This window comes from Tenacibaculum sp. Cn5-46 (assembly GCF_022347705.1).
In the GTDB taxonomy this organism is placed as follows: domain Bacteria; phylum Bacteroidota; class Bacteroidia; order Flavobacteriales; family Flavobacteriaceae; genus Polaribacter; species Polaribacter aiptasiae.
The window spans coordinates 107,096-121,619 of record NZ_JAKRGD010000007.1; the positions used below are offsets into that span (position 1 = coordinate 107,096).

The following is a 14,524-nucleotide window of genomic DNA, read 5'->3' on the forward strand; positions in this document are numbered from 1 at the left end:
CAATTCCCGCATTAGCGGGAATTTCTTTTCTATGAAATTTAAGCAAATACAAACGTTAGAACAAATAGCTACATTGTTAAATGTAGAATTTGTTGGTGATAAAGATTTTCCTGTAAAAGGAATAAATGAAATTCATGTAGTTGAAAAAGGAGATATAGTTTTTGTAGATCATCCTAAATACTACGACAAAGCATTAAACTCTGCAGCAACTACTATTTTAATCAATAAGAAAGTAGATTGTCCAGAGGGTAAATCATTATTAATTTCAGACGACCCATTTCGTGATTTTAATAAAATTACAAAACATTATAATCCATTTATAGCTTCTCACAAAAGTATTGCAGATTCAGCTATAATAGGAGCAGAAACAATAATTCAACCTAATGTATTTGTTGGGGAGAATGTTACTATTGGTAAAAATTGTTTAATTCATGCTAATGTAGTAATTAACAATGATTGTGTAATAGGAGATAATGTAACAATTCATGCCAATACAGTATTAGGAGGAGATGCTTTTTATTATAAAAATAGACCAGAAGGATTTGATAAATTAATTTCTGGAGGTAGAGTTGTAATAAAAGATAATGTAGATTTAGGAGCTTCTTGTACAATAGATAGAGGAGTAACTGGTGATACGACTATAGGTAAAGGAACTAAGATTGATAATCAAGTACATGTTGGGCATGACACAGTTATAGGTGAAAAATGTTTGATAGCAGCTCAAACAGGTATTGCAGGTTGTACAGTAATAGAAGATGAAGTAACTATCTGGGGGCAAGTAGGAATAATTAGTGGGTTAACTATAGAGAAAGGAACAGTATTAATGGCGCAAACAGGAGTTTCAAAGTCTTTAAAGAAAGGAACTTATTATGGAACACCGCAAAGAGAATACCGTCAAACTATGCGTGAAGTTATCTATTTAAAAAACGCAACAAAACCAAATAAAAAGTAACGTAAATTTAATTGTGAAAAAACAATTAAAAAACTATTTTTGTCTGACTTAAAAATAAATAAAAAACAAACCAATGAGTGTTTTAGTAAATAAAGATTCGAAAATTATTGTACAAGGATTTACTGGTAGTGAAGGAACTTTTCACGCAGGTCAAATGATTGACTATGGAACTAACATCGTAGGAGGTGTTACACCAGGTAAAGGAGGTCAAGAACATTTAGGTAAGCCAGTTTTTAACACAGTTGCAGAAGCTGTTGAAAAAGCAGGAGCAGATACTTCTATTATTTTTGTACCACCAGCATTTGCTGCTGATGCAATTATGGAATCTGCTGAAGCAGGAATCAAAGTAATCATTTGTATTACTGAAGGAATTCCTACAGCTGATATGGTTAAGGTAAAAGCTTACATTGATAACTTAGATTGTACTTTAGTAGGACCTAACTGTCCTGGAGTAATTACTCCAGATGAAGCTAAGGTTGGTATTATGCCAGGATTTATCTTCAAAAAAGGAAAAGTAGGAATCGTTTCTAAATCAGGTACTTTAACATATGAAGCTGCTGACCAAGTTGTAAAACAAGGATTTGGAATTACTACAGCAATTGGTATTGGTGGAGATCCAATTATTGGAACAACTACAAAAGAAGCTGTTGAGTTATTAATGAATGACGATGAAACTGAAGCAATCGTAATGATTGGTGAAATTGGAGGAAATTTAGAAGCAGAAGCTGCTCGTTGGATTAAAGCTGATGGTAACCGTAAGCCAGTTATTGGTTTTATCGCAGGTCAAACTGCACCAGCAGGAAGAACAATGGGACACGCTGGAGCAATTGTAGGTGGAGCTGATGATACTGCACAAGCAAAAATGAAGATTTTAGCAGAAAATGGAGTACACGTAGTTGAATCTCCTGCTAAAATTGGTGAAATGGTAGCAAAAGCCTTAGCATAAGTTTTTTGTAAAAAACTGTTAAAAAGGTAAAATATATTTCTCTAAAATCCGTTGAATTTGTAAATTCAACGGATTTTTTAATTTAATCAAACACAAATACAAATGAAAACATTTAAATTGCTATTATTTAGCATGTTACTTGTTTCTGTAGTAAGTTGTAAAAAAACAACTACCTCCACAGCAAATGAAGTAATAACTGAACAACACACAAGTCAAGACGGTTTTAAATACGAAACCGTAACTAACGATCCAACTGGATTACGATTATATACTTTAGACAATGGTTTAAAAGTATATTTAAGTAAAAATACTGATGAACCAAAAATTCAAACTTACATAGCAGTAAGAGCAGGTTCAAATTATGATCCAAAAAACTCAACAGGTTTAGCTCACTATTTAGAGCACATGGTTTTTAAAGGAACTCACAAAATTGGTACTGCTGATTGGGAAAAGGAAAAAGAGTACTTAAAACAAATTTCTGATTTATACGAAAAACATAGAGCAGAAGAGGACCCAGAAAAGAAGTTAGCTATTTATAAAGAAATAGATAAAGTTTCTTTAGAAGCTTCTAATTATTCAGTAGCAAATGAGTACGATAAAATGACTGCTTCTTTAGGAGCTACAGGAACAAATGCTCATACTTGGTTCGAGGAAACAGTTTATAAGAACAAAATACCAGCTAACGAGTTAGATAAGTGGTTAGATTTAGAAGCTGAGCGTTTTAGTACTTTAGTATTACGTTTATTTCATACAGAGTTAGAAGCTGTATTTGAGGAGTTTAACAGAGGACAAGATAACGATTTTAGAAAGCGTTATGCAGCAATGTTAGACGGATTATTTCCAAAGCACCCTTACGGACAACAAACTACTATTGGAACTGGAGAGCACTTAAAGAACCCTTCAATGGTAGATATTCATAACTATTTTGATAAATACTATGTACCAAATAACATGGCAGTAGTTTTAGTTGGAGATTTAGATTTTGATGCTACAATTAAGAAAGTAAACGAAACTTTCGGAAAGTTTGAGAAAAAAGAATTAAAGCACCCAGTTTTACCAAAAGAGGATCCAATTACTCAACCTATTATTAAAGAAGTATTTGGACCAACTTCAGAATCAGTATCTATTGCTTATAGATCAGGAGGAGTTAATACTGAAGAAGAAAAATTTGTTACTCTTTGTGATATGATCATGGCTAATGGTAATGCAGGTTTAATCGATTTAAACTTAAACCAAAAACAAGCTGTACAAAGAGCAAGCTGTTCACCTACATTCTTAAATGATTATGGATATCATTCTTTCTCAGGAAATCCAAAATCAGGACAATCTTTAGATGAAGTAAAAGATTTATTATTAGAACAAATCGAAAAATTAAAGAAAGGTGAGTTCGAAGAATGGATGATTGAAGCTGTAGTTAACGACTTGAAATTAAGTCAAACTCGTCAGTATGAGAATAATACAGCGTTAGCTAGTGCATATTTTAATGCGTTTATCCACCATGAAAACTGGGCAGATAAAGTAAAATTCTTAGAAGATTTAAAGAAAATTTCTAAAAAAGAATTAGTAGACTTTGCTAATAAATTTTACCAAAACAATTACGTTGTAACTTACAAGCGTAAAGGAGAAGATAAGAACATTGTAAAAGTTCAAAACCCAGGGATTACTCCAGTTAAATTAAACAGAGATAAGAGTTCTGAATTCTTAAAAGAGTTTAATAAGAAAAAATCAGCACCATTACAACCTAAGTTTGTTGATTATAAAACAGCTATTAAGGAAACAAAAATGGCTAATGATATTAAAGTATCATATGTTTTAAATGAAAACAATGATTTATTTGACTTAAATATCATTTTTGATATGGGTAAAGACAATGATAAAAAGTTAAGTCTTGCTGCAGGTTATTTAGAATATCTTGGAACTGACAAGTATTCTGCTGAACAAATTAAAAAAGAGTTTTATAAGTTAGGAGTAGATTATTATGTAATTGCTCAAGATGATAAAACTTATGTAGGTTTAAGAGGGTTAAAAGAAAACTTACCTAAAGGATTAGAGTTATTAGAACACTTATGGGATAATGCAAAAGCTGACCAAGATGCTTATAATAAATATGTTGAGAAAATCTATAAAGGTCGTTTAGATGGTAAAACTCAAAAAGGAAACATTCTTTGGAGTGGATTATATAGCTATGGTAAATATGGTGAAAACTCTCGTTTAAGAGATATCATGCAAATTGATGAGTTAAAAGCTATTAACCCAGAAGATTTAGTGAACATTGTTAAAGGAATGAAAAATTACAAGCAGCGTATTTTTTACTATGGTAAAGATGTAGATGCAGCTGTAACAGCTTTAAACAATTCTCACAAAATTTATGGAGAATTAAAAGATTATCCAGAAGCTAAAAAGTATGAAGAGTTAAAAACTGGTGGTAATGTATTCTATACAAATTACGATATGGTTCAAACAGAAATGATTTTCTTAGCAAAAGGAGAGCCTTTCAAACCAGAAAATTTAGCAGCTTCAACTTTATTTAACACGTATTTCGGAAGCGGATTATCATCAATTGTATTCCAAGAAATTAGAGAAAGTAAGTCTTTAGCTTATTCAGCTTTTGCTTCATATAGTAATGCAAGAAAGAAAGATGATCCTAACTATGTATTAGCATATGTTGGTACTCAGGCAAATAAATTATCACAAGCAGTAGATGCTATGATGGATTTAATGAACAACATGCCTGAAGCTGAAAAACAATTTAATGCAGCTAAAAATGCTACATTAAAGAAATTAGCAGCTCAAAGAATTACAAAATCTAATATTTTCTGGTCTTATGAAAGATTAAAGAATTTAGGAATTGATAATGATAACAGAGAAGAGATGTACAATACTATTAAGAATATGACTATCGAAGATTTAAAAGCATTTTTCGATAAAAACGTTAAAGGTGAGTCATATAACGTAATGGTAATTGGAAATAAAAAAGACTTAGATGTTAAGTCATTACAAAAATTAGGTAAGATTCAAGAGTTAGATGTTGATTACTTATTTAATTATGTAAATGAAAAAAAGATAAAGTCTTAGTAAAATAAATATTTATCTACTTAAAATCCTGCTAAAGATTATTTTTTAGCAGGATTTTATTTTTATATTTGACCTATTAAAACAACTAATAAATGAGACTTTTAGAAAATAAAACAGCAATTATTACAGGAGCTACCAGAGGAATTGGTAGAGGGATTGCTTTAGAGTTTGCAAATCAAGGATGTAATGTTGCATTTACTTATAGTTCATCTGTTGATGCAGCAGTTGCATTAGAAAAAGAATTGGCAGAATTAGGAGTAAAATCAAAAGGATATCAATCAAATGCAGCTGAATTTGATGCGGCTCAAGAGTTGGCAAAAAATGTTTTAGAAGAATTTGGATCTATTGATGTACTAGTAAATAATGCAGGTATTACTAAAGATAATTTATTAATGCGTATTTCAGAAGATGATTTTGATAAAGTAATTCAAGTAAATTTAAAATCTGTATTCAATTTAACCAAAGCTGTTATTCGTCCAATGATGAAACAAAGAGCGGGTTCTATTATTAATATGAGTTCTGTTGTTGGATTAAAAGGAAATGCAGGTCAAGCAAATTATGCAGCTTCAAAAGCAGGAATTTTAGGATTTTCAAAATCTGTAGCTTTAGAATTAGGATCTCGTAATATTAGAAGTAACGTAGTTGCTCCTGGTTTTATAGAAACAGAAATGACAGCTAAATTAGATGAGAAAGTTGTAGAAGGTTGGAGAAATGAAATCCCTTTAAAAAGAGGAGGTACTCCAAAAGATATTGCAAACGCATGTGTTTTCTTAGCTTCTGATATGAGTGCTTATGTAACTGGACAAACTTTATCTGTAGACGGAGGAATGTTAACATAGGAATATTAGCTTTAAAAAAGCTAGTTCAATAAAATAAAAAAAGCCTGTATCATTTTTTTGATACAGGCTTTTTAACTTAAAGGGTATCTTGGAGGGGACCAAGATGATAAGGGGTTTCTTGAGGGAATCAAGAAGATAAATATTTTCTTAGTAGGGGTCTAAGAAAAGAGGGGTTTTTCTTAGAGGGGTGATTGTCTAATTAAGGGGCAGGGAAAATATTTTTACACTATCTTTTTTTATAGTCCTCAAAAGTGCCATCTTCATATAGCACAACAATGTTTTTTATTTTTTTATCTAGTATTCTCTGTTGCTCCTGTATGGAAATATTTTCGTTTTTTTTTGAAATATCGTCAAGAGAGGGATTTGAAAATAATGATGGAGAAGTGGTAGTTTCTTCAACATTTGTAAAATTTTCTTTTATAGTATTCGGAAAATTACCTTTACCATATACTAACCAATCTAATTCTACTTCTTCAAAAGCCTTTTCAACTTTTATAATAAAATCCAAGCTTGGTTTATTTCTTCCAGAGAGCAGGTGAGAAATACTTGATCTTGGTACATCAATTCTATCAGCAAAACTTGAAGCTGTTAAATTGTAATAGTCTAATATGCTTTTTAATCTCTCTATCATTTACAATTGTGAACGTATAATTATTGTTTACGTTTGTAAATATATGTAGATTTACGTTTGTAACCAAATATATTTAAAGTTTTCTTAAGAAAAGGGTTTTTAACCCTGAAAAATACTTTACTTAATGACAGTTAATTATCTAGTAAACAGTAAGTTAAATGTTTTGTATAGAAAAAAGTTATATAATACTGAGAATTAAATACTTAATCGATTAAATACTAGTATACACTTGTAACATACTTAAAAACATGGGTAATTAAGGTATTTATAAGCTTTACATATGTAATTTTATTAAAGATAGGTGTATGAGATACATATAATACCTAATATGATAGCATAGAATCTAATTAAAGTCTTAAAAACTTATAAAATAGTGTGATTGCTCTAATCAAAAGGGGATAATTATTAGTTTACAATTGTAAAAAAGGAAGTTAGTTTATAAATGTAACAGTAAAAACTGTGTTGCCTGGCTTAGATTTAAACTGTATAATACTATTATGAGCTTCTATTATACTCTTACTTAATGTTAGTCCAATACCAGAGCCATCCTTTCGTGTAGTGAAGTAAGGAACGAATATATTATCCTTAATCTCTTCTGAAATGCCTATACCGTTATCTTTAACCCTTAAATAGGGCTTATTAGCCTTATTAACGTCTATTTCTATTGCTATTACAGGGTTATCGATACCTTCTAAAGCATACAAAGCATTAGATAATAAGTTTATAATTACTTGTTCTATTTGCTCTTTATCTGCATAAATACCGTTGTTTACATTTGTAAACTTATTTAATTTAATGTTTTTCGCTTGAAATTCTTTGTCAAATAAGTTTAATGTATTATCCACAAGCGAAACTAAATTTAGTTTTTGTTTATTTGGTAATGGAAGTTCTGCTAGTTTTCTATAAGTGTCTACAAAGGAAGTTAAATGCTTAGAACGCTTTTTTATAATTTTTAAACCAATTGATAATTCTTCTAACGTTTCCTCATCTACTTCATCTTGAATCAAATCTTCTAAATTTTCAGCTAAACTACTTATAGGTGTTATGGTATTGATAATTTCATGAGACATTACATTCATTAATTTATACCAAGCTTCTTTTTCTTTTTTATTAATTAATTGTTGAATAGTTTCCAGAGTTATAACTAGATACTGATCTTCATTTGTTTGCGTAACTGAACTTTTAAAAAAGAAATCTTCTTCCTTATTATTTACTTTTAAAGAGATTGTATGCTTTAAGTGCTTCCATTCAGAAATAAATTCTGACAAGTTTCCAATTCTATCTTTCAATAAATTCCAATTATAAAACTTAGGAATTTTTAAAAAATCAATAAAGGCTTTGTTTATTTGAAATACATCAATAGTGTCTTCAGGATCTTTTCTTAGTATAAGAACCCCAATAGTTAAGCTTTCAATTATATTACTAAAAATTAATGTTTCTGAAGTTGTTTGTAAACTTAACTTTCTATGTTTCTCTAGTAATAGAGCTGTTTTATTAAATAAAGGAGTTTCTCTTTTTTCTTTAGAAATAGTATTCGAATAGTCGTTGTTTAATAAGCAATCAATAGACTTTTCTATATCAGCAAACAATTTTTTTAAAAAATCGATAAACAGAAATATTTGAAAAACAAATATTAATGAAAAACCAACACTATTAGCTATTAAACCTTTAGTATAAGTATAAAAAATAATGATTCCATTAATTGTTAGAAATAGAATTCGTAGTATTATCTGTGTAAGTTGTGATTTTCCCAAAATTAAAGTCCAAATTTTTCTAAGCGCCTGTAAAGAGCTGCTCTTGTTAAACCTAAATCTTTTGAAGCTTTAGAAATATTACCTTGATGTTTATTCATAGCTTGTTGAATTAGCATTTTTTCAGTTTCTTCTAAATTAAGATTTTCACCTAAAGATACATTCAATTTCTTTGTAGAAAAATGTAAATCTTCTAATTGAATAGTATTAGAATCGGTAATAATCACGGCACGTTCAATAATATGTTCTATTTCTCTAATATTACCAGGCCACTGATAATTTTTCATAGCATTGATAGCTTCCTTTGAAAATTCAATTATACTTTTTCTATATTTTTTAGAAAGCTTTTTCAAAAAGTGATTAGCTAATAATAAAATATCATCTTTTCTTTCTCGTAATGAAGGTAGATTTAGTTCTATGGTATTAATTCTAAATAATAAATCTTGTCTAAAGCTTTGTTCTTCAACCATATCATGAATTGGAGCGTTAGTCGCACAGATGATTCTTACATCAATATCACGTTGTGTACCTTCACCTAATCGTGTAATTTTTCTGTTCTGAATAACAGTTAATAGTTTAGCCTGTAAGTGGAGTGGGAGATTTCCAATTTCATCTAAAAAAATTGTTCCTCCCTTGGCTAATTCAAAACGTCCTAAAGTATCTTTTTGAGCTCCTGTAAAAGCACCTTTTGCATAACCAAATAACTCACTTTCAAATAAATTTTCGTTTAAAGATCCTAAATCAACATGAATAAAAGGATGATTCTTTCTTTCAGATAATAAATGAATTTCTTTAGCAAACACGTATTTACCAGTACCGTTTTCACCTAATATTAAAATATTAGCATCAGTTGGAGCTACCTTTTGCATTAATTTCATTGCAGATTTCATAGCTGGAGAATTTCCAATAATATGTTCTGTTTGTTTATGGAAATCTTTATCCTGTTGTTCTTGAACTGTAGAAAGTTGAGAAGTTTTTCTTAAAGAACGAGCTAATTCGACACCAGCATTAACAACACCATATAGCTTTTCTGTTTTCCAAGGCTTTAAAATAAAATCTGTAGCACCTTGTTTAATAGCATCAACAGCTAAATTGACCGATCCGAAAGCCGTCATTAGAATAACCGTAGTTTCAGGACTAATCTCTTTTATTTGTTTTAACCAATACAGTCCTTCTTTACCATCCTCAAAACCAATTCTATAATTCATGTCAAGTAACACAACATCAATAGTAGCATTGGTTAAATGATTACTAATTTTCTTAGGGTTGTTTGTAGTGATTATTTCTGAAAAATATTTTTTCAAACTTATTCTAGCCGAAAATAGAATATCATCGTCGTCATCTACAATTAAAATAGTTGCATCTTTTTTTCTCATAATACTACATAATTACATAGTTGTTTGAATTTGGACAAATAAATGTTCGTTTTTGAACACTTATTTTTTGTTTAAAAAATATAAAATATTGATTTTTAATGCTTTACATGCTTATTCTTTTTGTGGCACATTTATCGTCTTAACTAGGTCAAACAAAGCAATTTATAATGGATAAGAAGATTAAGCCAAAAAATAAAAAGAAGAAAAAAATGATTTTATGGGGTGTTCCAATATTATTATTACTAGCAATAATTCTAATGAACCTTACACGTAAAAGCCAAATAAATTTAAAGCGTATGGATATGAGTATACGTGAGGTAAAGAGTGGAGATTTTGAAGATGTTGTTTTATTTAATAGTACTGTAGAGCCAAAAACATCGGTTTTAGTAAATGTAATTCAAGGAGGTTCAGTATCAGAAATTTTTGTTGAAAGTGGACAAATGATAAAAAAGGGAACTCCTTTACTTAGAGTATACAACCCAAATGCAGAATTAAATTACTTAACTCAAGAAACTGCAATTATCGAACAAATAAATAATTTAAGAAATATTAGAGTTAGTATTAAGAATCAGCAGTTAACACTAGATCAGCAATTGTTAAGTATTGATAACGATTTTAAAAATGCTAAAAGACAACACGATTTAGATAAAAAGCTTTTTAACAAAGGAGTAGTCGCACAGAATGATTATCAAAAAACAGCTCAACAGTTTCATTTTCAGAAAGAAAGAAAAAACGTTATAAAACAAAGTGTTAACGAAGAAAAAAAGAGTAGAGATACTCAATTATTAAGAATAAATACTTCGATAACCAATATGCAAAAGAGTTTGGAGTTGCTTAGAAAGAATAAAGAAAACTTCACTGTTAAAGCTCCTGTTGATGGATTGCTATCTTCTTTTAATCCAATTTTAGGAGAAAACTATAACCAAGGACAACCAATTGGAAAAGTAGATGTGTTAGATGGTTATAAATTAATGGCGAAGGTAGATGAATATTACATTGCAAAATTGAATGAAGGTATTAAAGGGAATGTAGCTATCAATGCTAAAAATTATGAAATCAAACTTTCAAAAATACAACCAGAAGTAGTTAACGGACAGTTTCAAATCGAGTTACAATTTCAAAAAGACTCATTACCTAAGGACGTAAAAAGAGGAATGTCATTAAAGAGTAAAGTCTTTTTATCAAATAATAGTAAAGCTTTGTTAATACCCAAAGGACAGTTCTATCATTCAACAAATGGAAAATGGGTTTTTGTATTAAGTTCAGATAACAAAGCTGTTAAGCGAAATGTAAAAATAGGAAGAGAAAACCCTTTTTATTATGAAGTATTAGATGGTTTAAAGGAAGGTGATAAGGTAATTACTTCTAATTACGACGATTTTAAAAATGTAGAAGAAATAAATATTCAATAAAAATAAAATGATGATTAGATTAAGCATATTTTTAATACTGATATTTATGGTTTCTTGCGCACCAAAAATATCTTACAATAATATAAGCGCTAGAGATTGGAGTATTCAAAAAGAAAAAGAAAAGTTCGATGCATCATTCAGCTATTTCTCAGGTAGCGTATATCAAGACATAGCAATAGAAAATGATGAAGAATTAAAATTAATCTGGAGCACCAATTTAGAAAAGGGAGCTATAGAATTCTCACTGATTGATACTAAAGGAGAAAAGCTATGGAATTCAACAAAACAAATAAAAAATGGAACTAAAGAAGTAAATGTTCCAATAACAGAAAAAGGAATTTATAAAATAGAAGTAAAAGGATATGATGCTTCTGGAAAATTTGATTTAAAATGGAAATAAAAAATAACAAAATGATAGCAATAAAAGAATTAACTAAAGTATATAGAACTGAGGATGTTGAAACTACAGCATTAAACGCATTAAGTTTAGAAGTAAAAGAAGGAGAATTTGTTTCTATAATGGGAGCTTCAGGTTGTGGAAAATCAACTTTATTAAATATCATTGGTTTGTTAGATGCACCTGATGGAGGGAGTTATTTATTTGATGAAACTGAAGTTGCAAATTATACAGAAAAAGAAAGAGCTAGTTTACGTAAAGCAAATATAGGTTTCGTTTTTCAAAATTTTAATTTGATAGATGAACTTACTGTTTATGAAAATGTTGAATTACCATTAATTTATAATAATGTAAAATCATCAGAACGTAAGCAAAGAGTAAATGAAATATTAGAGCGTATTGGAATAGCACATAGAGCTAAACATTACCCATTACAATTATCTGGAGGTCAGCAGCAGAGAGTAGCGGTAGCTAGAGCATTAGTTACGAAGCCAAAATTGATTCTTGCCGATGAACCTACAGGAAATTTAGATAGTAAAAATGGAAATGAAGTCATGGAATTATTAACAGAATTACATGCAAGTGGAGCTACTATTATTATGGTAACACACTCTTCATATGATGCTCAATTTTCATCACGAGTAGTTACATTAAAAGATGGGGAAATTGTTTCAGAAAAGAAAAATGAACACAAAGTAGACATTTTGATTCAATAAAAAAGTTACTATGATACAAACGTGGTTTAAAATATTTTATAGAAACAGTAAGAAAAACTGGCTAAACATTTTGATTAATGTTTTAGGGTTAACTTTAGGATTAGCAGGTTTACTTATTGTACTACTTTACTTTCAAGATGAAAAAGGTTATAATAGTAAAAACCCAAATAAAGATTCTATTTATAGGGTAGTACACAAAATGTCTGATGGTGATATTTGGACAAGTAGTACTGCTGTAGAAGGAGCTAAATATAAAGAAGAAATTCCAGAAGTTACTTCTGTATACATGTCTAATGATTGGTATGACAGTAGTTTACTAATAGCAGCAGGAAAAAAAGTATACTCTAGAGACATTTTAATGGGACAACCAAACTTTTTTGAATTCTTTCCTTTTGAAGTGGTAAAAGGAAGTGTGGAAGATTTTGAGAAAGTAAGAAATCATATGGCGCTTTCAGAGGAAAAAGCAAAAGCACTTTTTGGAAATGTGTCTTTGGCTTTGGGAGAAACAGTAGAAATAAACAAAAGAGTATACAAGGTAGCTTTAGTTTATAAAATTACAGGCAAACATTACTACATGCCGCAAATAGTAGTACAATACGAGAAAGAGCCGAAAGGACATTGGGGTAATTTTTCTTTTGGATTATTTATTAAAACTACTCAAAACGCTGAGAGTAATAGTTTAATTGAAAAAATGGATAATGTTTGGTTTACAAATCAAGTAGAACCACAATCGAAGATAGATGGAGTTTCTACTAAAGAATGGGAAGAAAAATACGGAACAAAAGTATTGTTAGAATCTTTAACAGATATTCGTTTAAAATCTTTAGGTAAAGATGCAGGCCCAGAAGGAAAAGGAAACTATCAGTTAATACTTATCATGTTAACCTTATCAATTTTATTGATTATTATTTCATGTGTAAACTTTATTAATTTATCTACAGCATCAGCAACTCAAAGGGCTAAAGAAGTTGGAGTTAAAAAAACATTAGGATTATCAAAGTTGACTTTAACACGTCAGTTTGTTTTAGAAATAGTTCTTCAAGGAATAATAGCCTTTGTTCTAGCAGTCATATTAGTAGAACTGTTATTACCTTATTTCAATGACTTTATGCGAAAAAGTATTTCAATTATAGATGGAACTGCTATATATCAAGTAGCTATAATAGCTGTTGTAATATCATTCATTATAGGAAATATACCCGCGGTTTATTTGGCTAATTTCAAATCAGTAGAAGTTCTTAAAGGGAATATTTCACGAAGTAAAAGAGGAAGATTTGCAAGAAGTATAATGTTAGGGTTTCAGTTTTTAATATCAGGATTCTTTTTAATTGGTTCATTAATAATTTATAAGCAAGTAAATTATATGATGAACAAAGATTTAGGCTATAATGGAAATCAAGTAATTACGGTTTCTCTAAATGATCCAGAAAACAGGTATAAAAAGTATTTGTTAGCTAAAAAAGAATTGATCAAACACCCGAATATTGAAGTTGTAACTAGTAATTATTTCTTACCAGGTGGAGGTAATTCTAACTCAACTAATGTAGGATATAAAAATTTATCTGTTCAGACCAATAGTAATGCAATGGATTTTGAATACATGGATATGGTAGATATGAAAGTAATTAAAGGTAGAGGATTACAAGCTAACTTGGCATCAGATACTATTAAAAATGTATTGATAAATGAAACTTTAGCCAAAGCATTTGGAATTTACGATAATCCATTAGGAAAGAAAATTAGCACAGGTTTTAGCTCTGAAGATAATGATGGTAAAAACTTAAATGTTATAGGTATGGTTAAAGATTATCATATCTACGGAATGGATGCCAAAATACCACCAATTATAATGATGCATTGGAATTCTTTTGATTGGATGAAACAAAATTTTTGGGTTGTTCAGTTTAAGATTAAGTCAAATGATATAGAAAAAACCATAGCAGACATTGAAGATTATTGGAAGCAAAATGTAGAACAAGGATATCCTTTTAGTTATCAGTTTTTAAATAAACGTTTTGCTCGTACATATCGAAAATACCAAAAGCAAAAAACAATTTTTACGGTTCTTACTGTAATTGTAATAGTAATATCACTTTTAGGATTGTTTGCTTTAGCAACATTAAGTATTCAACAAAGATTAAAAGAAGTTGCGATACGTAAAACATTAGGTGCGAGTGTACAGGATATTATGTATCAATTAATTAAAAACTTTATAAGAATAGTGTTAATAGCTTCAATAATATTAATTCCAGTAGCATATTATTTTATGCAAAGTTGGCTAGATAATTTTATCTATCGTATAGATATGCCTTTATTACCATACTTAATAACACCAATAATATTAATGATTTTAGTGTTTTTAGTGGTAGGGTTAAAAGCTTTTAAAGCAACAAAAGTAGATCTAATTAAATACCTAAAATTTGAATAGT

11 protein-coding genes are annotated in these 14,524 nt (G+C 29.4%); 8 read left to right on the forward strand and 3 right to left on the reverse strand.

Translation table 11 applies throughout. From position 1 onward, the window contains the following. Window positions 1–31 precede the first annotated feature (31 nt). The 4 genes from MHN29_RS14650 to fabG all read left to right on the forward strand — a co-directional run bounded on the left by MHN29_RS14650 (window position 32) and on the right by fabG (window position 5,812). Entirely contained in the window at window positions 32–952 is a 921-nt protein-coding gene (locus tag MHN29_RS14650) for a UDP-3-O-(3-hydroxymyristoyl)glucosamine N-acyltransferase (protein ID WP_235275296.1), read from the forward strand. 73 nt (window positions 953–1,025) lie between these two features. Beyond that, window positions 1,026–1,898 carry a succinate--CoA ligase subunit alpha gene (gene sucD, locus MHN29_RS14655; protein WP_150898576.1) on the forward strand — a complete coding sequence of 291 codons (873 nt, stop codon included), beginning with the start codon at window positions 1,026–1,028 and terminating at the stop codon, window positions 1,896–1,898. Between the two features lie 102 nt (window positions 1,899–2,000). Then, the gene (locus tag MHN29_RS14660) at window positions 2,001–4,973 is read left to right on the forward strand and encodes a pitrilysin family protein (RefSeq protein WP_235275297.1); all 2,973 of its coding nucleotides are present in this window, start codon (window positions 2,001–2,003) and stop codon (window positions 4,971–4,973) included. Window positions 4,974–5,065: 92 nt separating this feature from the next. Further along, window positions 5,066–5,812 carry a 3-oxoacyl-[acyl-carrier-protein] reductase gene (gene fabG / locus MHN29_RS14665; protein WP_150898578.1) on the forward strand — a complete coding sequence of 249 codons (747 nt, stop codon included), beginning with the start codon at window positions 5,066–5,068 and terminating at the stop codon, window positions 5,810–5,812. Window positions 5,813–6,038: 226 nt separating this feature from the next. On the opposite strand, the gene MHN29_RS14670 is transcribed toward fabG, so the two are convergent. The 3 genes from MHN29_RS14670 to MHN29_RS14680 all read right to left on the reverse strand — a co-directional run bounded on the left by MHN29_RS14670 (window position 6,039) and on the right by MHN29_RS14680 (window position 9,570). Next, on the reverse strand, window positions 6,039–6,443 hold the full coding sequence (locus MHN29_RS14670) for a helix-turn-helix transcriptional regulator (protein ID WP_235275298.1): 405 nt from the start codon (window positions 6,441–6,443) through the stop codon (window positions 6,039–6,041). Between the two features lie 431 nt (window positions 6,444–6,874). Beyond that, complete coding sequence (locus tag MHN29_RS14675) at window positions 6,875–8,197, reverse strand: PAS domain-containing sensor histidine kinase (protein ID WP_235275299.1); 1,323 nt, start codon at window positions 8,195–8,197, stop codon at window positions 6,875–6,877. A gap of 2 nt (window positions 8,198–8,199) precedes the next feature. Then, window positions 8,200–9,570, reverse strand: a complete 1,371-nt coding sequence (locus MHN29_RS14680) for a sigma-54 dependent transcriptional regulator (protein WP_235275300.1) — start codon at window positions 9,568–9,570, stop codon at window positions 8,200–8,202. Window positions 9,571–9,737: 167 nt separating this feature from the next. Between MHN29_RS14680 and MHN29_RS14685 the strand changes: the two genes are divergently transcribed. Genes MHN29_RS14685 through MHN29_RS14700 form a run of 4 tightly spaced genes read left to right on the forward strand, consistent with a single transcriptional unit; the run spans window position 9,738 to window position 14,523 of the window. Beyond that, window positions 9,738–10,982 (forward strand): efflux RND transporter periplasmic adaptor subunit, encoded by a 1,245-nt coding sequence (locus MHN29_RS14685; RefSeq protein ID WP_235275301.1) that lies wholly within the window; start codon window positions 9,738–9,740, stop codon window positions 10,980–10,982. A gap of 7 nt (window positions 10,983–10,989) precedes the next feature. Then, window positions 10,990–11,382 carry a hypothetical protein gene (locus MHN29_RS14690; RefSeq protein WP_235275302.1) on the forward strand — a complete coding sequence of 131 codons (393 nt, stop codon included), beginning with the start codon at window positions 10,990–10,992 and terminating at the stop codon, window positions 11,380–11,382. A gap of 11 nt (window positions 11,383–11,393) precedes the next feature. After that, on the forward strand, window positions 11,394–12,095 hold the full coding sequence (locus tag MHN29_RS14695; protein ID WP_150898584.1) for an ABC transporter ATP-binding protein: 702 nt from the start codon (window positions 11,394–11,396) through the stop codon (window positions 12,093–12,095). Window positions 12,096–12,105: 10 nt separating this feature from the next. Beyond that, a complete protein-coding gene (locus tag MHN29_RS14700) occupies window positions 12,106–14,523 on the forward strand; it encodes an ABC transporter permease (RefSeq protein ID WP_235275303.1) in 2,418 nt (805 codons plus the stop codon). Window position 14,524: the final 1 nt, after the last annotated feature.

Bases quoted from the DNA above. Each gene is read 5' to 3' on its own strand.
- MHN29_RS14650 (WP_235275296.1), top strand. From the start codon at position 32: ATGAAATTTAAGCAAATACAAACGTTAGAACAAATAGCTACATTGTTA.
- sucD (WP_150898576.1), top strand. From the start codon at position 1,026: ATGAGTGTTTTAGTAAATAAAGATTCGAAAATTATTGTACAAGGATTT.
- MHN29_RS14660 (WP_235275297.1), top strand. From the start codon at position 2,001: ATGAAAACATTTAAATTGCTATTATTTAGCATGTTACTTGTTTCTGTA.
- fabG (WP_150898578.1), top strand. From the start codon at position 5,066: ATGAGACTTTTAGAAAATAAAACAGCAATTATTACAGGAGCTACCAGA.
- MHN29_RS14670 (WP_235275298.1), bottom strand. From the start codon at position 6,443: ATGATAGAGAGATTAAAAAGCATATTAGACTATTACAATTTAACAGCT.
- MHN29_RS14680 (WP_235275300.1), bottom strand. From the start codon at position 9,570: ATGAGAAAAAAAGATGCAACTATTTTAATTGTAGATGACGACGATGAT.
- MHN29_RS14685 (WP_235275301.1), top strand. From the start codon at position 9,738: ATGGATAAGAAGATTAAGCCAAAAAATAAAAAGAAGAAAAAAATGATT.
- MHN29_RS14690 (WP_235275302.1), top strand. From the start codon at position 10,990: ATGATGATTAGATTAAGCATATTTTTAATACTGATATTTATGGTTTCT.
- MHN29_RS14695 (WP_150898584.1), top strand. From the start codon at position 11,394: ATGATAGCAATAAAAGAATTAACTAAAGTATATAGAACTGAGGATGTT.
- MHN29_RS14700 (WP_235275303.1), top strand. From the start codon at position 12,106: ATGATACAAACGTGGTTTAAAATATTTTATAGAAACAGTAAGAAAAAC.